This window comes from Yersinia kristensenii (assembly GCF_900460525.1).
Classification (GTDB): Bacteria; Pseudomonadota; Gammaproteobacteria; order Enterobacterales; family Enterobacteriaceae; genus Yersinia; species Yersinia kristensenii.
This window is the reverse complement of the sequence record NZ_UHIY01000001.1, coordinates 691,295-713,569: the sequence shown is the minus strand read 5'-3', so window position 1 is coordinate 713,569 and position 22,275 is coordinate 691,295. Positions and strand designations below refer to the sequence as shown.

Below are 22,275 nucleotides of genomic sequence, written 5' to 3'. Positions count from 1 at the left end.
ATTGATCTTATTTTAAGAACAATATTCTATGGCTAAGCTATTCTTTATATCTTGAAATGTCATTGGGGGGGTTAGAATTTCTTTTCCTAGTCCACTATTGACTATATTTTTAAATTGATTTAATGAATAGAATTCATCTGCAGAGTACTCAGACTCTTCAATACTATCTAATTTATAAAGCAAACATATTAATTGATAAGGTTTGGATATGCTATTTGTATTATTGGCAGTATGTGCGAATGAAAGATGTTGTGTCGGTGTGAGTAATATTAAATTCTCTAAAGTGTCTGATAACTCAGGAAATTCACTTTTTGTAAAGATATGATGTACATGTGTGGCATTTTCATGCATTAATTTATGTATTTCACTTTTTTTATTACAATGATATTTTTTTATTTGTCTTTTGGCTTTATCTATTTGATATAATTCTGCTGGGCCTGATTCTCCAAGTAGTTCTAAATACTCACTTCTGGTTTTATCTTTAGGTTTTTCAATATCTCTAAAATTTATTCTATTATAAAATAATTCATTATATTGAATAGAGAAGTCTGAGATGTTACCACCATTCGTACCTCTTTTTTTATTCTTAAAAGCTAGAGGGTTTAGTATTTTAGTAAATATTCTATATACCTCAGTTTTTCCATTTATAGGTGTGTTTTCTATAATGAAATTAGTATAGTTCTCTTTTAATTCATTGAAAGATTGTTTGGTTTGATTTTTAAAGAAGTTTTCAAAAAAACAATATATATCGCTATCGATTAGTACTTTCTGGAGATAGATTGTTAAAAATTCCAAGGATTTATTGTCACTAATAGCAATGTAATCAAGAATATCCTCTCTATGTACAATGTAATAGTTCTTGTTTTTCTCTTTGTGACTAAAATTTATTATTTGTGCATACTGTAAGAGTTTGATCGGTTGCGAAAATACTTTATCATATTCATTTCTAGCTGCTGGATTATTTACATCGGGCTTTCTGAAGCTATTCGTCATTATTTCATTTGCAAATTCTGTTGACCAAATATCTCTTATTGTAAAAGCCTTACCTTTATCGCCATCTATGTACTCTAATATTATTTCTGCGACAGCAGTTAACATGTCAGCAGTGCACTTTTGATCCATGAAACGGGAATAACCAGATTGCCTGATATCCAAGTTTATGCCATTTAGGTGGTCATCTATTAGCTTTTTGATATTTTTATTAAGCATGACGATTATCCGGAGGTTTTGAAAGTAACAATAATCAGACTTGTAATTGGATTTATCCATAAAAATCAAATTACAAAGTATCATGTTTTTTATTTATAACCAATTGAATTTTATACTTGTTCATTTTTTAGCATAAGTGTTCCTTGCAGGAAAGTAACGTATAAATCAGATGCCCTTTTAATGTTGATAATATGTAGATATTTTTAAGTCCGGTTGTAACGCGGATAATTTACGAGACAATGTTGGAAACATGATAGATAAAATCATAATCACCCCATACCCATACCCATACCCATACCCATTCCCCCCGACACCTGGCATAGTTAACTCATTCAATAAGGCGACTCACTCATTCTGGATGGCGATGCATGGCGGCGGCAAATCACTGGACGCGGGATCAACTGTTAGTGGCATTTACGTTGTATAGCCAAATCCCCTTTGGCAAATTACATTCCAAGAATCCCGATATTATTCATTACGCCGCATTAATTGGCCGAACGCCGTCGGCATTGGCGATGAAATTAGTTAATATCGCCAGTCTGGACCCCTTTATTATTGATTCAGGCCGCAAAGGGCTTAGCGGTGCTTCTAATGCAGACCGTGCCTTATGGCTGGAACTGAATGAAAATTCTGAAGTTTTTGAGCAGCAATGCCAGCAGGCAATGAGCCAGTTAGAAAAACCAGTGATTAAGCTCTTTGATAGCGGTATTAAAGATTTCAGTGGCAAAGAAAGAACCACCATTATTAAGGCACGGGTTGGTCAACAGCTATTTCGCAAAAACGTATTGCAGGTTTATGAAAATCGCTGCTGTATTACAGAGTTAGAAGAACCTACATTATTAGTTGCCAGCCATATTCGCCCTTGGAGCCACAGTGCAGAGCATCGACTTAATCCCAGTAATGGCTTATGTCTGTCAAGTTTACATGACCGGGCTTTTGATCAGGGATTAATAACCTTTAATGAGCATTTGGAAATGGTGTTATCTCCCCAGATCAAAAAACTCAAAAGCAGTATCAGTGAAGAGAATTTCGCTAAATATGAAGGGCGAAAACTGCGGTTACCGGTTCAGTTTTTTCCTGATGAGGGGCAGATGGCCTATCACCGCCAAAATATTTTCTTAAGTGGTAGATAAGTATCTGTTAAATATATAACCCTTTACCCAAGCCAAACTTTGCCATTCTGATCAACTCGGCAGCGCACGTTATCATCCATTGGCACGTTGTATGGGCTGTTCACCTTAAGCCGAAAGTGCATCTCTTTCATGTTAATGGCTTTCTCAAACTTGACCTTGGTTTGCGGCTTCAATGTGGTGTAGTCAGGGTAAGCTGATAGTTTCCAAACCCCTTGATAGCACATGTTTGCCACTTGTTTGTCACTAGGAAAGGTGTCGGCGCAAGCTTGAAAACTGAATGCCGACAGCAGGATGGCGTACCCTATTGCTAACCTTATATTCATTATTCACTCTTTAATTAGTTTTCATAACACTGGCGATATAACGAGTTCTCACCAAAATATACTAATAGATAATCCAGAAACGTGCGCATTTTAGCCGGGACATGCAGGCGTTGCGGGTAGATGGCATAGATAGAATGCTTGGGTAGCCGATAGTTAGGTAATAATGACACCAAGCGGCCATCCGCCAGCGCGGGGCCGACAATGAATTTCGGCATCTGACAAATCCCCAGTCCTGCCAGCAGCGCATCATACAGCGCCTCACTATTATTGACCTGATAATTACCCTTGGGCAGAAAACGGCTGACCCCCTCGTGGCTATTGAAAATCCATTCGGTTCCGCCCAGAAAATAGCTATAAAACAGGCAATTATGTTGGCTCAGGTCATGGGGTGACTGCGGTGTACCATGGCGGCGAAGATACTCTGGCGACGCACATAGCACACTGGTACAAGGGGCTAATGGCCGGGCTATCATGGTGGAATCTGCAAGCTGACCAATACGAATACCCATATCAAAGCCCCCTTCAACCAGATTTACCACGCGGTCATCCATCACCATATTGATTTCCACACCAGGGTTTTGACTGAGAAACGGGGGAATTAATGGCGAAATATGAAGTCTGCCGAATGCCATTGGCGCACTCAGGCGCAGTATTCCCTGTGGTTTATCCTGCATCTGAGTAATAGCATCTTCACCCTCTTTGGCTAGCTGTAGCGCGCTGCGCGCATAGTCATAATATTTAAGACCTGCTTGCGTCAAGCTCAGGCGACGGGTCGTTCTGTGCAATAACCTGACACCTAATTCCTCTTCAAACTGACTGATACGTTTACTGACGGCAGATTTAGTAATGTTTAATTTTATCGCCGCCCCAGAAAAGCTTCCGGCATCAACCACAGCAATAAATATTGGGATATATGAGAAGCTTGCCATCAATATTGTCAACCTTGGGTAAACAATCTGTTTCTGAATGCCCGATATTAAACCGAAGAGACATTTTTTAGAATACTCCAGAGATGTTTATTGGAGTCAGATTTTATGTCTATGAATACCCGGGTATTAGTGCTTGCTCTTGCTGCTGGTGCTTTGTTAACGACCATGATTATGGTTAACAGCTATTTAGCTCGCTATAACTCGCCCTTATTTGCTTCGTGGCTGGCGCATGGCAGTGGCGCAATTGTTGCCTGGATATCTCTAATGATAGTGATGTCACGGCGGCGAGTTAAGCCTAAGCAGGGGACGGCATCATCCGGGCCTTGGTGGCGTTATTTTGGCGGAATACCGGGGGCACTCACGGTATTACTGGCCGCGATTACTGTTAATAGTCCGTTGGCATTATCGGGAACACTGGCATTAATGTTAGCCGGGCAGCTTCTTTTTGGCCTGCTATCGGATTCACGGGGTTGGTTTGGTGTAATAAAGCATTCTTTCGTTAGCCGAGATTTCATTGCTGTGGTGTTGGTTCTCACCGGTAGCGCTATATTAATTTTTGCGAGGTCATAACGATGACAATCTATATTGTGCTGGCGTTATGTAATGGTGTTTTTGTCAGCTTAAGCCGGACAATTAACGGCCGTCTCGGGATGGATACCAATATTTTCTATGCTTCTTTCTGGAATCATTTGGTGGGGTTTCTATTTCTGACCCTGATTCTGGTGGTCATGGGCGGCTTGAGTGGCGGGTTTCAGCAGTCCGCACCTTTCATTGCCTATCTTGGCGGTGCCATGGGAGCATTATTTGTTGCGATAAACAGTTATGTATTGGCTCGAATAGGATCAACACAAAGCGCATTATTAGTGATCAGTGGCCAGATGCTAACCGGGGTGGTTATTGACCAGTTTATGCAGTTAAATAGCTCACTGGTTATGCAACTTAGCGGGGCGATACTGATTATTGCTGGGGTATGGTTATCGAAAATATCATCGGGTAAAAATACTCATCCTAAGATTGCGCAAAAATAAAACCGTCATTCTCTCTTATTAGCCGCTCTATCAGTATAAAAAAAGCGCAGCCGCAAGCTGCGCTCGGTTATTCCTCATCCCGTTATTTCAACAAGAATGACTGACCCTGTTTCAGCACTAAATCGCAGGCTTTAGTTTTAATTTTTTCCGTGATTTGCTCGCTACCCAGGTTATTCAAATCCAGCTTTTTCCCTTCACCGGTTTTCAGCAAACCCCCCAGGCCTTCCTGATAGTCCTGGCTCTTGGCATTCTCAGTGCTGGTGATGCCCAATTTACTCATCAATTGATCTTTAATCGCCGTAGTGCCATTGGCCGACAATACATTATTTTGCACACAATATTGCAAAATACCGGCAGCATTGGTCATGGTGCTGGCGCTGAGGGCTTTATCGCTGCCATTGAGTAAACCGGTCAGTGATGACAATGAAGATGAGCTATCACCTGATTTACTGTACTGATCTGCGGCACTTTTGACAGAATCTAATAAGCTGTTTGCGTGAGCAGAACCGGTCAGCAGTGTGGTGGAAAAGGCCAAAGCCAGCACCAGGCGATGAGTTGTATTCATAGAAACTCCTGTTTTACAGTGGGGATCACAGCATCGGGGCGTAATCATTATCTTCGGCGCTAAGAATAGCTTAAAGGAAACATTTTAATGATAGGTGTTATCTGATTGCGTTGTGTCATTGCCGCGCTCGACGGCCCTGAATGTTAAATTTACCGTGTTGCTCAAATTCGGCAAATTGATCAGCGGCATACGCTGACATTTTGCTACCACTGTGGCCTACCTTCGGTAAGGTGGTAAATTGCCAGTTAAACGGCACTTTATCCTGTTGGGCGAGCTGTTCTGCGGTCATAAAATAATTTTTAGCACGCTGTAAACGGCTATTTCCTTGGGCTATGGCTTGCGGGGAACGCCGCAGCAATGGATGGTTAGGATTATTATCTTTGCTGCCAACAGTAATAAGCACTGGCAGGGAAAAATAATGTATTAATTGCTGTTGGTTGACTGCAATCGGGGCATTACCTAAACCATATGGCCACGGGGTTTGGTTATTCGGCATGGTCCACCAACCTGCCGCTGCGCAAATTGCGGCTTTGACATTTGGCTGTGGCGTTAATGTCAGCATGCGGTGAACAAACTGGCAACCGGCGCTATTGCCGAATAAATAATAGTTTTTTTGCTGGGTAATACCCTGTTTTTGCATATCAGTAAATAGACTGTTGATGACAGTAAATGCCCATTCGCTGGTCGGATTCAGTTTACCGGTTTGGCGATTGATCAAATTCCCCAGATTATAGCCATCACTGCCGGGGTACTCTTGTTGACTAAAATGCGGGGCAATCACCATCAGTTTATTTTTTCGGGCATTCTCCACCCAGGCATCACGATATGTATCGGCATCGCGGTTCAGCCCGGTCAGCACAAAGACTATGGGCGTATGGGTATTTGCATCAGGCGGTTGATAACTGAAAACCTTAATTTTTTTAGTGGTTTGCGGCACAGTAAAATCAAAGCTACCCCTGCCGACAGGTAGCCCGGCGGCATACGTGGCACTACCATAAAAGAGCAGGGCGCTCAAAAGGGCCAGAGTATTTTTCATGCTTAATATCCTGCGAAATGATTCAAAAAATCATAGCGCAAATTAAGCAATTTTATTGAGCAGGGCTTTTTTATTGGGCAAGAAACAAGAAAAAGGGCAGCGAGAGGGAGCAGCTGCCCGGATGGATTAAGGCATCAGGCAATTAAAGACCGTTTTCTTGCGCGGGCCGGTCATCAACCCCTCCAGCTCTTCGACACATTTTAGATAATGGGCCGTTTTCTTATGAGCGGCGACCGCGTGTTCATCAACATAAGCTTCGTAGATATAAAAGCGTGTTGGGATAGATGCATCCTGCAAGACATCAAAACGCAGATTCCCCGGCTCAAGGATAGAACCTTGATGATTAGCGCGGAAAACCGCAATAAACTGCTCAACTTTGCCATCTTTAACATTAATTTCGACGAGGGTGACATGCATACCTTTCTCCTTGTCATCATGGGCCAGTTAACGGCCAGCTGACTCAACCTTTTTCATGTAAAAACAGCTTATAGGCCGTTTCTGCATTTTCATTTTTATGCACCACGGCATGAACCGCTTTCAGCATGGCAATCGGGGCGTCTGATTGGAAGATATTGCGGCCCATATCCACCCCAGATGCGCCCTGATCAATCGCCTGATAGCACATTTCCAGCGCATCCCGTTCCGGGAGTTTTTTACCACCCGCTATCACGATAGGCACCGGGCAACCGGCAGCAATGCGCTCAAAGCCACTGTCGACATAATAAGTTTTAATCACCTGAGCGCCCATTTCTGCGGCGATACGGGTAGCCAGAGAGAAATAACGCTGGTCGCGCGCCATATCTTTACCCACCCCCGTCACTGCCATGGTCGGCATTCCGTAGCGAATGCCCTGGTCGACTAACTGGATGATATTTTTGATAGATTGATGCTCGTGCTCAGTGCCAATGTAAACCTGTGCTGCCACGGCGCAGGAGTTGAGCCGTAGGGCATCTTCCATTGCCACCGCCACCGCTTCATTGGATAAATCCGTCAGAATTGAGTTTGCGCCAGAGGCGCGCAGTACAATCGGGCGATTGGCCGCGGCGGGCACGATGCTGCGCAAAATGCCACGAGTACACATTAAGACATCGGCATATTCAAACAGCGGGGCGATGTTAATATCAATCCGCTCCAGACCGGTGGTCGGCCCCTGAAAATAGCCGTGGTCAAATGCCAGCATCACTGTGCGGTTAGTTTTCGGATTAAAAATCCGCGCCAGACGAGATTGCATCCCCCAATCCAGCGAACCGCAGCCTTTAAGTGTAAATGCAGGATTTTGCTGGGGTACGCCAATACCGAAATCCTTACCGTCTTTGATATCGTCTAAATCAGCCATCTGTCATAACTCCCTTAGGTCTGTTTAGGCCCGCCGGTAGGGGCGGGCCGCCGAGATTAGAAATCGTATTTGTCGATGTTCTCTTTGGTGAAAATGACCCGCTGTGGCAGTAACACAATGCCGTTGCCTTTAGCTTCATGGTCATAGCCCTGAACACTGTTGGGCACCACCTCGACCACACCAATGTTCGGGATATCAATTTTATCGCCGACATTCAGGTCGCCTTTTTTCAGCATCTCATTGGCGACATACACCGAGATTTTGCCTTGGTTAACCACGTCCCACAGGCCGAATTCTTTGACCGTGCCGCGTTGAACATAAGGGCGCATCACATTTGGGGTGCTGAAGCCGACAATCGTCACATTGTCGCGTTTGAGGTTTTCTGCTGCTTGCGCCGCAGCGGGCAGGGCGTTGGCATCTGGGGCAATAATCGCATCCAAATCGCTATAGGCTTTCAAAATACCCTCAGCGGTTTGCAGTGATTTGGTGGCGTCGTTATAGCCAAACTGGGTGGTGACAATTTCCCAGCCGGGGTGTTCTTGCTGGATTTTCTTTTTCGCCTCATTCACCCATTGGTTTTGGTCGGTGACTGTCGGGCTGGAATAGAAAAATGCGACTTTGGCTTTGTCTTTTTTCACCTGATTGGCCGCCATATCAACCAGCATTGATCCCAGTTGATTGGGCGTTCCCTGGTTGATATACAGCGAGCGACATTCGGGTTTGGTGTCAGAGTCCCAGGTCAGGATTTTGACCCCCCGCTGCATAGCGCGTTTTAATGCCGGACACAGGCCATCGGGTGAAACCGCAGAGACCACAATGGCGTTATAGCCCTGATTAACAAAGTTATTAATTAACTGAACCTGACCGGAGACACTCGGTTCGGTCGGGCCATCATAGGTGACATCCACCCCCAGCTCTTTCCCGGCATCGACGGCACCTTTACCGCCGCTGGTAAAGAAGCCCACCCCGACTAATTTCGGGATAAATGCGATGCGTTCCGCGGCTTGCGCGGCATTTATAGCGCTAAAAGTGATACCGGCAAATCCGAGGGCACAAATCAGCGCCAGCTTTTTTAATCTTGGTGTTTTCATGGCTATCTCCGATATGGGATCGAGGTGTTGGCAATTTAAATAAAAACAACAGGTTAATTAACCGTATTTCTGCGACGTTGCAGCCATTCATAAATCAAATGCCGATGCAGGCTAATGGAGCGCCCGACCACCACCAGAATCAGCAATGCGCCAGACAGCGCACTGGATATCTGGTTGGGCGTGCCAATCATTTGCAGGCCTTGTTGCAAGTAACCCACCAGTAATACCGCCAGTGCCGTGCCGAGGATGGAGCCGGAGCCGCCATAGATATTGGCCCCGCCCAACACCACGGCGGTGATAGCAGGCATCAGAAATGATGCCCCTAAATCAGATCGTGCCGAGCCGAAGTAAGAAACCAACAGGACTGCGGCAATGGCGGAGGCCACGCCAGTCAAGGCATACAAGATGCACAAGGTACGTGCGACGGGCAGGGCGCTGTATCGTGCCACCCGGCTATTTTGCCCGATAAGAAAAACGTTACGGCCACTGTGGGTGCGGTGCATCAGCAACCAGAACAGCAACACGCAGACCATAAAGATCACCAGCGGCACCGGCAGGCCGAATAAAGTTTGATTGGCGAAATCGGTAAAGGCGGTTGGGAAGCCGCCAATGCCTTCATAGCCGGTCGCGCCGGAAATACCGGATAACAGCAAGGCGCTGCCGCCGAACAGGTACATAGTGCCGAGGGTGATGACCAGCGGGTTGACGCCGGTATACAGAATCAGCCCGGCATTAATCAAACCGCAGAGTGCGCCCACCACCAGCGTCAATGGGATAGCGAGGCTCATCGGGACGCCCGCTTGAAACATCACCCCGAGGAATATTGAGCACAAGCCAATAGTGGAGCCAAATGAGATATCAATGCCGCCACTGACAATCACCATGGTGAGCGGCAGGGCGACTATGCCGATGCAGATAAAATCACTGGTACTGAACAGCAGCACATTAATGTCCCACATGCGCGAATTGGATAAACCAAACAGCCCGATTTCCAGCACTAACAAGGCGGCTAATGCCAGCTCCCATCCATAACGCCGGTAAATATTCATCGTGCCGCCTCCTTCTTGGTGAATGATTTACTACTCGGTGCTTTGTTATTGTTCGGTTTCACTTTCTTATCCGGAGCAACCGGGCGGGCGGTAAAGCGGGCATATTTCTGTTGGCGAATATTGCGCTCGACGGCGCAACGCAGGCGGCCATCGAATACCAGCACCGCCAACAGCACCAAGCCGGCGATAAAGTCATTCCACCACGCCGGTAGGCGCAGCAGCACCAGCACGCTGTCGATTTGTGTCAGTAAATAAGCCCCAAGAATGGCACCAATAATGGTGCCGGTGCCGCCGAGCAAGCTGATGCCGCCGAGAACACAGGCGGCAATGGCTTTCATTTCCAAGCCACTGCCGGTTTGATTGGGGATAAAACCAATTTGTGAGGCGAATATAATCCCCGCCAGCGCCGCCATCACGCCATTCATTGAGAAAGCAAAAATACGAATGCTATCAGTGCGGATCCCCAATTGGCGTGCGCCCTGCAAGTTATCGCCGGTCGCATAGAAGCTGCGGCCAAAGGCGGTTTTGCCCAGCAGTAAGGCCATTGACACAATCAACAACATAATCAGCCAGCCAATGGGCGAGATGGAAAACAGAATTGGCGTCGATAGGCTTTTGAGGTCAGCGGGTAGCCCCTCAATCCATTTACCGCCGGTCAGCAACAGCATCAGGCCGCGATACAACCCCAATGTACCCAGTGTGGCGACAATCGCCGGGATGCGCAGCCAAGTCACCAGGATGCCATTAAACAAACCGGCCACCATGCCGACCAGCAAAGCAAACAAGCAAGATACCGCCAGCCCGAAACCGGCATTGAGCGCCATACCGACCGTCACCGCACACAAGCCGGTGATGGAACCGACGGAGACATCAATATTGCGGGTCAGCATCACCATGGTGGCGCCGATCGCCAGCAGGATCAGGATCTGCGCGCTACCGAAGATCATGGTGAAAGTTTGCAAATTGAAGTAATTACGATCAATCACACCAAGCAGGGCAAACAGGGCGAGGATCGCCAGTAGGGCGGTGCCTTCGCGATTGTTTTGAATAAATTTCAACATGATGCGCCCTCATTTTCAGCAGACGGGTGGGCGTCGGTCTGATGTTCACCGGCGGCCATTTGTTCACCAAAAGATAAGTGCATAATGGTGTCGACATTCATTGCACCGCCCTCCAGCGCGCCACTGATTTCCCCCTGATGCATGACCAACACGCGATCCGCCATTTGCACCACTTCTTCCAGATCCGATGAGATAAAAATGATCGCCACATGCTGCGAGGCAATGCTGCGGATCAATTGATAAATATCATTGCGGGCTGAAACATCCACGCCACGGGTCGGCTCATCAATAATCAGCAGCAGGGGGTTGGCTTCCAGACATTTAGCAATCAGCAGCTTTTGTTGATTCCCACCGGATAAGGTGCGAACCGGTTGTTCGAGGTGGCTGAATTTGATGTTTAGCGCACGGCGATAGCGCTCCAAAATAGCGGCTTCTTGCGCCGGATGAGTCCATATCCCTTGGTGGCCCTGAGTGAGCGAACAGACATTCCAGCTCAGCGGGGCATCCAGATAGAGGCCGGAGGCTTGTCGGTCTTCTGGCAGATAAACCAGCCCGGTTGCCAGCCGATGGACGGTTTTCATGGCGGTGATATCCAGCTCTTCCAACATGACACGGCCACCGCTGGCGGGCCGCAATCCATAGAGTGTTTCGGCCAGTTCGGTTCTGCCCGCGCCGACCACCCCTGCCAGCCCGAGAATTTCACCGGCGCGCACCTCAAAAGTGATATGGGCAAAGCCCTCGCCGCTCAGGTCGTTTACTTGTATCACTGGCTGATTGGATTGCGCCCGTGCTTGCGAGCGGCGGTTACCAGGCAGCTCGAGCCATAACTTCTGGGTATCGGTTAACTCACCGTTTTTAGCTTGCGGGGTAATCGCCTGAATAATGGCCTCGGTGGAGAAATCGGTGGTCGCGCCACTTAGCGCAATCCCGCCATCGCGCATCACACTCACCCAATCTGCCAATTGGCGGATTTCCGGCAGTTTGTGGGAGATAAACACCACCCCGACCCCTTGCTGCAATAACATTTTAATTTGGCTAAATAACCGGTGAGTTTCCGCTGGTGTTAGCGAGGCGGTGGGTTCATCCAAAATCAAAATGCGCGAGTCGCGCATCAGGCCGCGCATGATCTCGACTAACTGCTGGTCAGCCACATCCAGCGAACCGGCACTGACCGACAAATCTAAATGGCAGCCCAAACTGTGCAGCAACTGCGCCATTTTCTTTTTATCAGCCTGATGTTTCGGCAAGCGGAACAGAATGTTTTCCTGAACCGACAAATTAGCGAACAGCATGGGTTCCTGTGGCACCAGATAAATACCGAGCTGGTGGGCCTTGGCTGGCGTGAGGTTGGAACAAAGTTGCCCATCTATTTCAATAGTGCCGCTGTCGGGAGGCAGCACACCGGCGATGATCTTCATCAGTGTCGATTTCCCCGCGCCATTTCCGCCGAGCAGGGCATGAACCTGACCCGGTAGCAGAGTAAAATCGATACTTTTCAATACCACAACGCCAGAAAACTGCTTGCTGATACCACGAACCTGGAGCAGGGGGGACGGATTAATCTGTGGCATCAGTAGCTCCCGCGATGTGAACAAAAATAAATTAAAATTAAAAGTGTTCAAAAAAGATAGCCGCATAATCCCATTCATGGCGTAATCAAGATCACAAAATCGTGAATAAAAAAATTTAAATTAAAATATGTTCAAATGTGTGGTTTAAGCTGTTAGCGTAGTTATCAATTAAGACCGTGGATTTCTGATCGATGATGAATCAATGAAGAATGGAAAAGCGGCAATAGGGATCGCGGCTAATGATGAAAGAAAAACTTATGTCGTCCAACGATGAATACAAATATCCGGGTAATAGCATGAGTGAAGAGGAACTGCTCGCTCGCATTGCGTGGTTTTATTATCACGATGGCTTAACACAAGGGGATATTGGCGAACTGCTGGGGCTGACCCGATTGAAGGTCTCCAGATTGCTGGAGAAAGGCCGTCAGTCTGGAGTTATTCGGGTACAGATCAATTCGCGCTATGAGGGGTGTCTGGAACTGGAAAACGCGCTGCAACAGCATTTTGGCCTCAAGCATATCCGCATTTTGCCGTCACTGGCTGACCTCAGTATTAGCAGCCGGTTGGGGATTGGCGCGGCACATTTATTGATGGCATTGATACAGCCACAGCAGTTATTGGCGGTGGGTTTTGGTGAAACCACCATGTGTGCCTTGCAGCATTTGAGCGGCTTTATTGCCTCACAGCAGGTACGTTTGGTCACCCTTTCCGGTGGAGTTGGCTCTTATATGACTGGGATTGGGCAGCTTGATGCGGCCTGTCAGGTCAGTATTATCCCTGCGCCGTTGCGGGCTTCCAGCGCTAAAGTCGCTGAAACATTCCGCCAGGAAAACAGTGTGCGCGATGTCATGCTGGCGGCGTGTGCGGCGGATGTCGCCGTGGTGGGGATTGGCTCGGTAAATCAGCAAAAAGAAGCCACTATTTTGCGCTCCGGTTATATCAGTGAAGGTGAACAACTGATGTTCAGCCGCAAAGGTGCCGTCGGCGATATCCTCGGCTACTTTATGCAGGCAGACGGCGCATTGGTGCCGGATATGCAGATTCATCAGGAGTTAATCGGTATTTCGCTGACAGATTTGACCCACATCCCGACAGTAATTGGGGTGGCGGGTGGGGTGGAAAAATCAGAAGCCATTGTGGCCGCATTGCAGGGCAAATATGTGAATGCGTTAGTGACGGATGAGCTGACCGCTCGTTCCACCATCAAACTGATTTAATGAGCTATTTTACTTGCCAGTTTGCGATCAGGCAGTGCTCGTGACTGTCACATACTATGTGTATGCTCCGGCCCCTACGCGCTGACAGCATTTAATCTGACTATGACAATAACGGCAATAGTTTTTATTTTTCGAGAAAAAGCAGTAGAGGACAGATTTATACATAAATTCATATAAACAAAAAGAGGATAGCGTAATGAGTCAATTCTCTACGACCACCCCATCGGGTGAGTATCTGATGGCACTGGATGCCGGCACCGGGAGTGTCCGGGCGGTGATATTTGATCTTAATGGTCATCAGATAGCCGCCGGACAGGCTGAATGGTTGCATCTGCCGGTACCTGATGTCCCAGGGTCGATGGAGTTTGACTTAGCCACCAACTGGAAGTTGACCTGTCAGTGCATCCGTCAGGCGCTGCATCAGGCTAACCTACCCGCCAGTGCTATCCGCGCGGTAGCGGCATGCTCAATGCGCGAGGGGATTGTGCTCTATGACCGCAGCGGCAAGCCTATCTGGGCCTGTGCTAATGTAGATGCGCGTGCCAGCCGCGAAGTCAGCGAATTAAAAGAGTTACACAACAATGGCTTTGAACTTGAAGTCTATCAGTGCTCTGGTCAGACATTGGCCTTGAGTGCTATGCCGCGGTTACTGTGGTTGGCGCATTATCGCCCAGATATTTATCGTCAGGCTGGCACATTAACCATGATAAGTGACTGGCTGGCGAATATGCTCAGTGGCGAACTGGCGGTGGACCCCTCCAATGCGGGCACTACCGGCATGTTGGATTTAGTCACTCGCAACTGGCAGCCGAATTTGTTGGAAATGGCTGGATTACGCGCCGATATCTTATCGCCGGTCAAAGAGACGGGCACGTTGCTCGGGCATGTCACCGCGCAAGCCGCAGAAGAGTGTGGTTTGCAGATTGGGACGCCAGTAGTTATGGGCGGCGGCGACGTGCAACTCGGCTGCTTGGGGCTCGGCGTGGTACAACCGGGCCAGACCGCCGTATTGGGCGGCACTTTCTGGCAGCAAGTGGTTAACTTGCCCCAGCCCATTACTGACCCCAATATGAATACGCGCATTAACCCGCATGTTATTCCCGGCATGGTGCAAGCGGAATCCATTAGCTTCTTTACCGGCCTGACGATGCGCTGGTTCCGTGATGCATTTTGCGCCGAAGAGAAATTACTCGCCGAGCGGTTGGGGATTGATACCTACAGCTTGCTGGAAGATATGGCGGCGCGAGTGCCCGCAGGTGCTTACGGGGTGATGCCGATTTTCTCTGATGTCATGCGCTTTAAATCCTGGTATCACGCCGCGCCTTCCTTTATTAACCTGTCGCTCGACCCTGAAAAATGCAACAAAGCCACCTTATTCCGTGCACTGGAAGAGAACGCCGCAATAGTATCAGCCTGTAATCTGGCACAAATTGCGGAGTTTTCTGGCGTCAAAGCCTCATCAGTGGTATTTGCCGGTGGCGGTTCAAAAGGCAAATTGTGGAGCCAGATTCTGGCTGATGTAACCGGCATTCCTGTCCGAGTCCCTGTGGTTAAAGAAGCCACTGCGCTGGGGTGTGCGATCGCAGCGGGTGTTGGTGTCGGGCTATATGAAGCGCTTGATAAAACCGGCGAGCGGCTGGTGCGCTGGGAGCGGGAGTATCAGCCCAATATTGAACATAAAGCACTTTATCAGGCGGCCAAAACTAACTGGCAAGCGGTGTATACCGATCAACTGACGCTAGTAGACAGCGGGCTGACGACCTCCCTGTGGAAAGCCCCCGGCCTCTAAAATTGGCTATCTTACTTGTCAGCTTGAGCTTTGGGGCAGAATAATCATTCGCGGATCTACAGAGTTAAATAAGAAAGATATTGGCGTGATATAGCCTAAATAATTCGAGTTGCAAGAAGGCGGCAACTGAGTAAATCCCCAGGAGCTTACTGAAGTAAGTGACTGGGGTGAGCGAAGGCAGCCAACGCACATGCAGCTTGAAGTATGACGGATATAAAAGAATTGCCATGCAGTAAACGGCTGATATAGCATTACAGCCCCTCTTTCGTTGCCGATGATGGCGCATCCTATGATGAATACATCAAATAAGACAGAATCACCTGCCGGGCAACTTTCTGCTCCTGTGCACTTTAGTGCCGATAACTTACCGGCCATACTGCGGGAGAAAGAGAATGTTAAGCGCATTTTAGTGATTAAATTACGCCATTTCGGCGATGTTCTCCTGACAACTCCTTTGCTTAATACGTTGAAAGCTAACTATCCACAGGCGAAAATCGACGTGCTGCTGTATGGCGGAACGCAAGAAATGTTGCGAGAGAACAAAACAGTTAACCATGCATTTATTGTCGATCGTGGCCTTAAACATGCGGGCTTAAAGGCGCAAATTAGCGGTGAAAAAGCGCTGTTCAATGCATTGAAATCACAACATTATGATTTGATCCTCAATTTATCTGATCAATGGCGGGCCGCTGCCTATTGTCGTTTATTAAAACCGGGATTCAGTATTGGTTTTCATTATCCGAAACGCGATACCTGGCTATGGCGTTACTGCCATTCCACATTAGTCGACATTCCCCATGCAGCCGAGCGGCACACTGTTCTTAATAATTTGGACATTCTCGCGCCATTACAACTCACGGATATCAGTACTGACGTCACGATGGCTTATGGCCAGCACGATATTGAGCGGGTAAAACAACTGTGTCAGCAACATAACATTGCTGATTATCTCTTGATTCAACCCTCCGCCCGCTGGAAGTTCAAAACCTGGGCCAGTGAATCATTCAGCCAATTGATAAACCATCTCACCGAGCAAGGTGAAACTGTGTTGTTAACTGGCGGTAAAGACAAAGCTGAGCTGGATTATATCGCTGACATCATTGCAGGTTGTACACAGCCTGAAAAAGTCGTTAATTTAGCGGGCCTGTTGGCACTGCCGGAACTTGCTGTCTTAATAGATAACGCTAAGCTCTTTATTGGCGTAGATTCTGTAGCAATGCATATGGCGGCGGCATTACAAACCCCGGCAGTGGTGCTATTTGGCCCGAGCAACCTTGACCAATGGCATCCCTGGCAGGCTCCTCATACCCTGCTATGGGCCGGACATTACCGCACTTTGCCACACCCTAATGAGATAGATACTGATACTACCGATCGTTATTTGAACGCTATCCCAGTGAAGGATGTCATAGATGCTGTTGATGATTGGCGTACTCGAAGCCACTGATGAGCTAATAGCCAATTGGTGTTAATAACGAATTTGTGTCAGCCAATTTTTGGCCTCCAACCAGCTTAAGCTGAGAAAATTATGATAACCCCAACGACTTCTGCGCCGGGTACTTCCCCGGCTTCCCTGCGCAGTGAAATACTGAGCGGCTTTGCTGCATTGCTGTTAGGTATTGCCCTACCGACCTCTAATCCACTGATTAATATAGCGCTGGTTTTAATCCTTATCAGCCTAATTATTAACCGTAAATCACTGCAATTAAAACCTTTACTGACGAATCCATTGGTCTACCTGCCTGCCGCCATGTTTGCGCTATTGGCATTGTCATTGTTGTTTCATCACAACAGCTATGGCCCAGAAATGGTGAGTAAGGATAAGAAATTTCTTTATATCTTGCCGCTGGCCCTGTTCTTTATTAACCAACCACAGCGGGTAAAACTATTTTGTATCGGCTTCCTGGCCGCTAATGCTGTGGTGTTGGTGGGGACATTGGCTGTTGGGGTATTACACATTCCAATAGGGCATATCGACCCCGCCAATCCCACTTTGTTTAAACTGCAAATTACCCAGAACTTCTTTCTGGCCTTGTCGACGATACTGTGGTTGATGTTGGCCTTCAAAAGTCAGGGCTGGAAACGCTGGGGCTATGGCCTGCTGGTGGTAGCCGCTTGCTACAGTGTTCTATTTTTGGTCTTGGGCCGAACAGGATATGTCGCACTGGTTGTTGGGTTAGGCGTGTGGCTGTTCTTTTCGTTGGGTCGCCGCCAACGCTGGCTATTAGTGGTATTGGGGGCTATTGCATTTGTTGCAGTGCTGCTGATTCCTAATAAAGCCACACAGCGGATAACTCAGGGCATTGATGAGATTAAAGTCTGCATGGCCGCGCCAGCAGGTAATGTCACCGGCGCTTGTCGCACGTCGATGGGGCAACGCTCGGAATTTGCTATTGAGGCTGTCAGGTTAATTAAAGAAGCGCCGATTTTGGGCCACGGAGCCGGTGGTTTCTATTATGAAGATCCAAAAATAAATTACAAAATCAACAACCCACATAACCAATATCTGTTGGAAACCATCCAGTCCGGTGTGGTTGGTTTGATTATTTTCCTGGCCTGGATTGTTTGCTGTTACCGTGTTATTTGGCAACAGATACCGGCTCTGCGTAATGTTTTATTGGCTGTATTGACCAGCTATATGGCGTGTAACTTCTTTAATTCATTTTTGCTGGACTCTTCGGAAGGCCATCTATTTATGATTTTTGTCGCCATTCTGGCGGGGTATTCTGTAGCAACAAGTCCTCAGCACGGTTCGGATAAACGACTGACAGAGTGATAATCACATTCGGTATTACTGACTAACTCACGGCTCCCTATGGGGGCCGTTTTTTTGCCACTGTCGTTATCATGGATTAGGTCCTGATAGAGATTCTAAAATCTAGGATATTTCTTTATTGAGATCGCCAAGATGTATATTGGAATGGTGGATTATTTAATGAAGTGTGAGTTTACAAGCTAAATCAACCAGTTTTATTGATGTTATTTTTTATGCTATGAGAATAATGAGTCCTGACGGGGGATAATTCCTACAATATTTTCATTAGTATAGTCTTGTCGCTTGTCAGATTTTTCAACGCAAGACATCATTTCTTCTAATATAATCATGGAGAAAAATCTGTTTTTCTTTATTAAAACCGATCTTAATCTACAGTGTTTTATTCTTATTTATTTAATTTTTTAAAAGTAAAAAACTTATTTTTTGTTTTTTAGTGGCGTTAGATTTCTGTGATTTCTTTTAAGGGAAATGTAAAAATTAACGGCAACCACAAGGGGAAATATAAATGAATCCTAAATGGAATCTAAGTAATGAGTATCTCATCACAGATTTTATTGATTTTTCAGGTCGGAATGGCTATGCGCTGTGGTGATGAAAAAGGTATAAGACGTTATTTTATAAAAAACAAACTACAGGTTATAAAACCGGTCACTGTTGGGTTTTTGGGTGTGATTAAAAAGGGTTTCTATTAGGCCTGAAATGCAAAAATGCAGAAAAATCTTCCAAGAAATGGACTATTTTTCACAGCGGGGATGTTTTGTAACCAATTGAATATAAATGGTTATTTAATTATTTTTTTTAAGGTTAATTACTAATCTTAGACTATGGCATTATCGAGAGCAAGATAGCATTAATTATATTCCTACCTACAGAATTGAAAGTTTGCCCCTATTGGAATTGTCCTAAATGATGTATTTAAAGAAAACAGATTTGTATGCTAATGGAATAGCTTTTATTCAGTGAATTAAACTGGGGAGCTTTTCTTTGAATATGTGAAAGGATGACTTAGATCACTATTAGATAATTCTGATGTATGTGATAATTTTTTCAGGAATTTACACATTTTAAGCTTTGGTCTACTTTTCGAGTATTATGCAATAGTTTTAAAGGAAGCTATGATAAATATGTATTTATATCGGTAAGCGGGTTCAGGTGAATCTGTTTTTAGGGTAAACAGAATCGACATTTAACTTAATTTATCCAACGTCATTGAGAACATCATGGCCAATTCATCTACGAATAAATTATCTCTACCGGCCCTAACGTCTTTAGTGGTTGGTTCAATGATCGGTGCCGGCATATTTTCATTACCAGCAACTTTCGGGCGGGCAACTGGTGGGTTTGGTGCGCTTATCGCCTGGTGTATCGCTGGTGGTGGTATGTTAATGCTGGCGTTTGTTTTTCAAACATTAGCGCAACGTAAACCTAATCTGGATTCCGGTGTATTCATTTATGCAAAAGAGGGCTTCGGGGATTATCTTGGTTTTGCCGCAGCATTAGGTTTTTGGGCCGGTACTTGTATTGGTAACGTTTCTTACTTTGTGCTGATCAAATCAACCTTAGGGGCATTTTTCCCTATATTTGGTGACGGTAATACTATTCCAGCGGTATTAGTGGCCTCCGTTATTCTCTGGGGATTCCATATTCTGATATTGCGAGGTGTTAAAGAAGCTGCGGCGATTAATACCATTGCTACCTTCGCAAAAATAATTCCTATCTTCATTTTTGTCATCGTGCTGATTTTCGCCTTTAAAGGTGATGTGTTTGCACTGAATTTCTGGGGTACGCCAGATGTGGTTAAGAGTGTTGATTTATCCCATCTGAATGACTACGGCTATGTTGGTCATGCTGCGGCAGTGATGCCAGCGGTGACTGAACCAGAATCGTTATTCTCACAAGTTCGTAGCACCATGTTGGTGACAGTATTTGTGTTCTTAGGTATTGAAGGCGCGAGCGTTTATTCGCGTTATGCCAAAGAACGTAGTCATGTCGGTATCGCCACTGTTCTGGGCTTTATTGGTGTACTGTGCCTGTTGGTGTTGATCACCATGTTGTCTTACGGTGTACTGCTCCGCCCTGACTTGGCGGCATTGCGCCAGCCATCCATGGCCGGTGTACTGGAAGCGATTGTGGGGCGCTGGGGGGCGATCTTCATTAGTGTGGGTCTGATTATCTCTGTATTAGGTGCTTATTTATCTTGGTCACTGCTGGCAGCCGAAGTGCTATTCTCAGCAGCTAAGAGTAAAAGCATGCCGAAAGTGTTTGCGACTGAAAACAGTAATTCTGTTCCTTCCGCGGCAGTATGGTTGACCAATATCTTTATTCAAGTGTTCTTAATTCTGACACTGTTTACCGATTATGCTTTCCAGCTCGCATTAGAATTAACCAGCTCATTAACGTTGATCCCTTATCTGCTGGTGGGGGCTTATGGCCTGAAATTGGCATGGACTGGTGAAACTTATGAAACCGACAAGAAGGGCCATAGAAAAGATTTAATCTTTGCCATTATCGCCACTTTCTACTCAGCACTGATGATTTACGCAGGTGGTATGAAATACTTGCTGCTGTCGGCCATTATTTACGGCCCAGGCACGATTTTGTATCTGATTGCTAAACGTGAACAGCATCAAAAAGCGTTTAATAGCTACGAAAGAATCCTGTTTATTGTTCTGATTGTGGCTGCGGTCGCGGCGATTTATAGCATTGCCACCGGAATTATCACCATATAATTGATTGGAGCTCTTATGTCAGATAAATCTAAGAAAACTCACGGCAAGACCAAATTCGGCGTTCACTCTGAAGTTGGAAAGTTGCATAAAGTGATGGTTTGCGCACCGGGACGTGCTCATAACCGCCTGACCCCAAGTAATTGTGATGAATTATTATTTGATGATGTTCTATGGGTAGAAAGAGCCAAACGCGACCATTTTGATTTTATGACCAAAATGCGCGAACGCGGTGTTGATGTGGTTGAGATGCATAATCTGCTGGCCGAAACTGTGGCTATTCCGGCCGCAAAAAAGTGGATTCTGGATCAGCAAATTGTGCCAAATGAAGTATCACTGGGCATTCTGCAAGAAACTCGCAGCTATTTGGAAAGTCTGGAGCCACGAGTATTAGCTGAAGTGCTGATTGGCGGCCTATCGACCACCGAGCTGCATAAAGACGGCAAATGCGATAAAGAAGAACTGAAGTTGATCCGCGAAGCCGTGGGTATCACGGAATACCTGTTGCCGCCGCTACCAAATACCCTTTACACCCGCGATACCACATGTTGGATTTATGGTGGTGTGACGCTGAACCCTCTGTATTGGCCTGCGCGTCATGAAGAAACTATCCTGACCACGGCTATCTATAAATTCCACCCCGATTTTGGCGACGCCAATGTGAAAGTGTGGTGGGGGGATCCAACGCAGCATCACGGTAGCGCGACCCTGGAAGGGGGCGATGTAATGCCGATTGGCAATAAAACTGTATTAATCGGGATGAGTGAGCGCACGTCTCATCAAGCCATTACTCAGTTAGCTCAATCGTTATTTAAAGATAGCGCAGGGCAAGTTGAGCGCGTGATGATTGCCGCCATGCCAAAACTGCGTGCTGCCATGCACTTAGATACCGTATTCACTTTCTGTGACCGCGATGTAGTGACCCTCTATCCGGCGATTGTTAATCAGATTCAAACCTTCTCACTGCGCCCAGACAATGGCCCGACCGGCATTAAATTAAGCCGCGATAAAGGCACCTTTGTCGAGGCGGTGGCGGGGGCATTGAACCTGAAAAAACTGCGGGTGGTTGAAACTGAAGGGAATGATTACGACACCGAGCGCCAGCAGTGGGACAGCGGTAATAACATGGTCGCACTGGAGCCAGGTGTGGTGCTGGCTTATGACCGTAATACCAAAACCAATACCCAGTTACGTAAAGAAGGGGTTGAAGTGATTGAGATCGTCGGCAGTGAATTAGGCCGCGGGCGCGGGGGCGGTCACTGTATGACGTGTCCAATCACCCGGGATGCCGTCGACTACTAATCCCCTGCGGCCTTGAAGCCACTGGGTTGTTAGCTGCGCGTACTTACCCGAATCACTTACTGGTCGTTGACCTTAAATGAATAGATTCATCGGGATGCGTTTGCTGGCTGCCTACCTGTGGCTCCAATGACTTT

The 22,275-nt window shown here is 46.7% G+C and carries 20 protein-coding genes; 9 read left to right on the top strand and 11 right to left on the bottom strand.

Annotation, left to right across the window (positions count from 1 at the left end):
* Positions 1–12 precede the first annotated feature (12 nt).
* Positions 13–1,209, bottom strand: coding sequence for a hypothetical protein (locus tag DX162_RS03285; RefSeq protein ID WP_032819321.1), 1,197 nt, complete (start codon positions 1,207–1,209; stop codon positions 13–15).
* Between the two features lie 368 nt (positions 1,210–1,577).
* Here DX162_RS03285 and DX162_RS03280 point away from each other — a divergent pair, with 368 nt between their 5' ends.
* Positions 1,578–2,342: an HNH endonuclease gene (locus DX162_RS03280; RefSeq protein WP_004389324.1), complete on the top strand. Its 765-nt coding sequence runs from the start codon at positions 1,578–1,580 to the stop codon at positions 2,340–2,342.
* Between the two features lie 23 nt (positions 2,343–2,365).
* Here DX162_RS03280 and DX162_RS03275 read toward each other — a convergent pair whose 3' ends face one another.
* Together DX162_RS03275 and DX162_RS03270 are read right to left on the bottom strand one after the other, a co-directional pair.
* Positions 2,366–2,665 (bottom strand): hypothetical protein, encoded by a 300-nt coding sequence (locus DX162_RS03275; protein ID WP_227744192.1) that lies wholly within the window; start codon positions 2,663–2,665, stop codon positions 2,366–2,368.
* Positions 2,666–2,679: 14 nt separating this feature from the next.
* The gene (locus DX162_RS03270; RefSeq protein WP_004389326.1) at positions 2,680–3,594 is read right to left on the bottom strand and encodes a LysR family transcriptional regulator; all 915 of its coding nucleotides are present in this window, start codon (positions 3,592–3,594) and stop codon (positions 2,680–2,682) included.
* 111 nt (positions 3,595–3,705) lie between these two features.
* Here DX162_RS03270 and DX162_RS03265 point away from each other — a divergent pair, with 111 nt between their 5' ends.
* Both DX162_RS03265 and DX162_RS03260 read left to right on the top strand, forming a co-directional pair.
* Positions 3,706–4,164, top strand: a complete 459-nt coding sequence (locus tag DX162_RS03265) for a DMT family transporter (RefSeq protein ID WP_004389327.1) — start codon at positions 3,706–3,708, stop codon at positions 4,162–4,164.
* 2 nt (positions 4,165–4,166) lie between these two features.
* Entirely contained in the window at positions 4,167–4,622 is a 456-nt protein-coding gene (locus tag DX162_RS03260; protein ID WP_004389328.1) for a DMT family transporter, read from the top strand.
* 82 nt (positions 4,623–4,704) lie between these two features.
* On the opposite strand, the gene DX162_RS03255 is transcribed toward DX162_RS03260, so the two are convergent.
* The 8 genes from DX162_RS03255 to lsrA all read right to left on the bottom strand — a co-directional run bounded on the left by DX162_RS03255 (position 4,705) and on the right by lsrA (position 12,331).
* The gene (locus DX162_RS03255; RefSeq protein WP_004389329.1) at positions 4,705–5,187 is read right to left on the bottom strand and encodes a YjjA family protein; all 483 of its coding nucleotides are present in this window, start codon (positions 5,185–5,187) and stop codon (positions 4,705–4,707) included.
* 115 nt (positions 5,188–5,302) lie between these two features.
* Positions 5,303–6,223 (bottom strand): hypothetical protein, encoded by a 921-nt coding sequence (locus DX162_RS03250; RefSeq protein WP_004389330.1) that lies wholly within the window; start codon positions 6,221–6,223, stop codon positions 5,303–5,305.
* A gap of 126 nt (positions 6,224–6,349) precedes the next feature.
* Positions 6,350–6,640: a (4S)-4-hydroxy-5-phosphonooxypentane-2,3-dione isomerase gene (lsrG, locus tag DX162_RS03245; protein WP_004389331.1), complete on the bottom strand. Its 291-nt coding sequence runs from the start codon at positions 6,638–6,640 to the stop codon at positions 6,350–6,352.
* Positions 6,641–6,683: 43 nt separating this feature from the next.
* Entirely contained in the window at positions 6,684–7,559 is an 876-nt protein-coding gene (lsrF, locus tag DX162_RS03240; protein ID WP_004389332.1) for a 3-hydroxy-5-phosphonooxypentane-2,4-dione thiolase, read from the bottom strand.
* 56 nt (positions 7,560–7,615) lie between these two features.
* A complete protein-coding gene (gene lsrB / locus DX162_RS03235; protein ID WP_004389333.1) occupies positions 7,616–8,650 on the bottom strand; it encodes an autoinducer 2 ABC transporter substrate-binding protein LsrB in 1,035 nt (344 codons plus the stop codon).
* Between the two features lie 53 nt (positions 8,651–8,703).
* Complete coding sequence (gene lsrD / locus DX162_RS03230) at positions 8,704–9,699, bottom strand: autoinducer 2 ABC transporter permease LsrD (RefSeq protein WP_032819325.1); 996 nt, start codon at positions 9,697–9,699, stop codon at positions 8,704–8,706.
* Complete coding sequence (gene lsrC / locus DX162_RS03225; protein ID WP_032819327.1) at positions 9,696–10,760, bottom strand: autoinducer 2 ABC transporter permease LsrC; 1,065 nt, start codon at positions 10,758–10,760, stop codon at positions 9,696–9,698. The genes lsrD and lsrC overlap by 4 nt, the downstream gene beginning before the upstream one ends.
* The gene (lsrA, locus tag DX162_RS03220; RefSeq protein WP_032819364.1) at positions 10,754–12,331 is read right to left on the bottom strand and encodes an autoinducer 2 ABC transporter ATP-binding protein LsrA; all 1,578 of its coding nucleotides are present in this window, start codon (positions 12,329–12,331) and stop codon (positions 10,754–10,756) included. Before lsrA ends, lsrC begins: the two co-directional genes overlap by 7 nt.
* Before the next feature lie 239 nt (positions 12,332–12,570).
* Between lsrA and lsrR the strand changes: the two genes are divergently transcribed.
* The 6 genes from lsrR (at position 12,571) to arcA (ending at position 22,141) form a co-directional block, all read left to right on the top strand.
* On the top strand, positions 12,571–13,548 hold the full coding sequence (lsrR, locus tag DX162_RS03215) for a transcriptional regulator LsrR (RefSeq protein WP_004389340.1): 978 nt from the start codon (positions 12,571–12,573) through the stop codon (positions 13,546–13,548).
* Between the two features lie 196 nt (positions 13,549–13,744).
* The gene (lsrK, locus tag DX162_RS03210) at positions 13,745–15,337 is read left to right on the top strand and encodes an autoinducer-2 kinase (RefSeq protein ID WP_004389342.1); all 1,593 of its coding nucleotides are present in this window, start codon (positions 13,745–13,747) and stop codon (positions 15,335–15,337) included.
* A gap of 289 nt (positions 15,338–15,626) precedes the next feature.
* Positions 15,627–16,784: a putative lipopolysaccharide heptosyltransferase III gene (gene rfaQ / locus DX162_RS03200; protein WP_032819328.1), complete on the top strand. Its 1,158-nt coding sequence runs from the start codon at positions 15,627–15,629 to the stop codon at positions 16,782–16,784.
* Positions 16,785–16,865: 81 nt separating this feature from the next.
* Positions 16,866–18,113 carry an O-antigen polysaccharide ligase WaaL-ps gene (gene waaL-ps, locus DX162_RS03195; RefSeq protein ID WP_004389344.1) on the top strand — a complete coding sequence of 416 codons (1,248 nt, stop codon included), beginning with the start codon at positions 16,866–16,868 and terminating at the stop codon, positions 18,111–18,113.
* A 1,220-nt stretch (positions 18,114–19,333) separates the two neighbouring features.
* Entirely contained in the window at positions 19,334–20,842 is a 1,509-nt protein-coding gene (locus DX162_RS03190) for an amino acid permease (protein WP_115155835.1), read from the top strand.
* Positions 20,843–20,857: 15 nt separating this feature from the next.
* Positions 20,858–22,141, top strand: coding sequence for an arginine deiminase (arcA, locus tag DX162_RS03185; RefSeq protein WP_004389349.1), 1,284 nt, complete (start codon positions 20,858–20,860; stop codon positions 22,139–22,141).
* Positions 22,142–22,275: the final 134 nt, after the last annotated feature.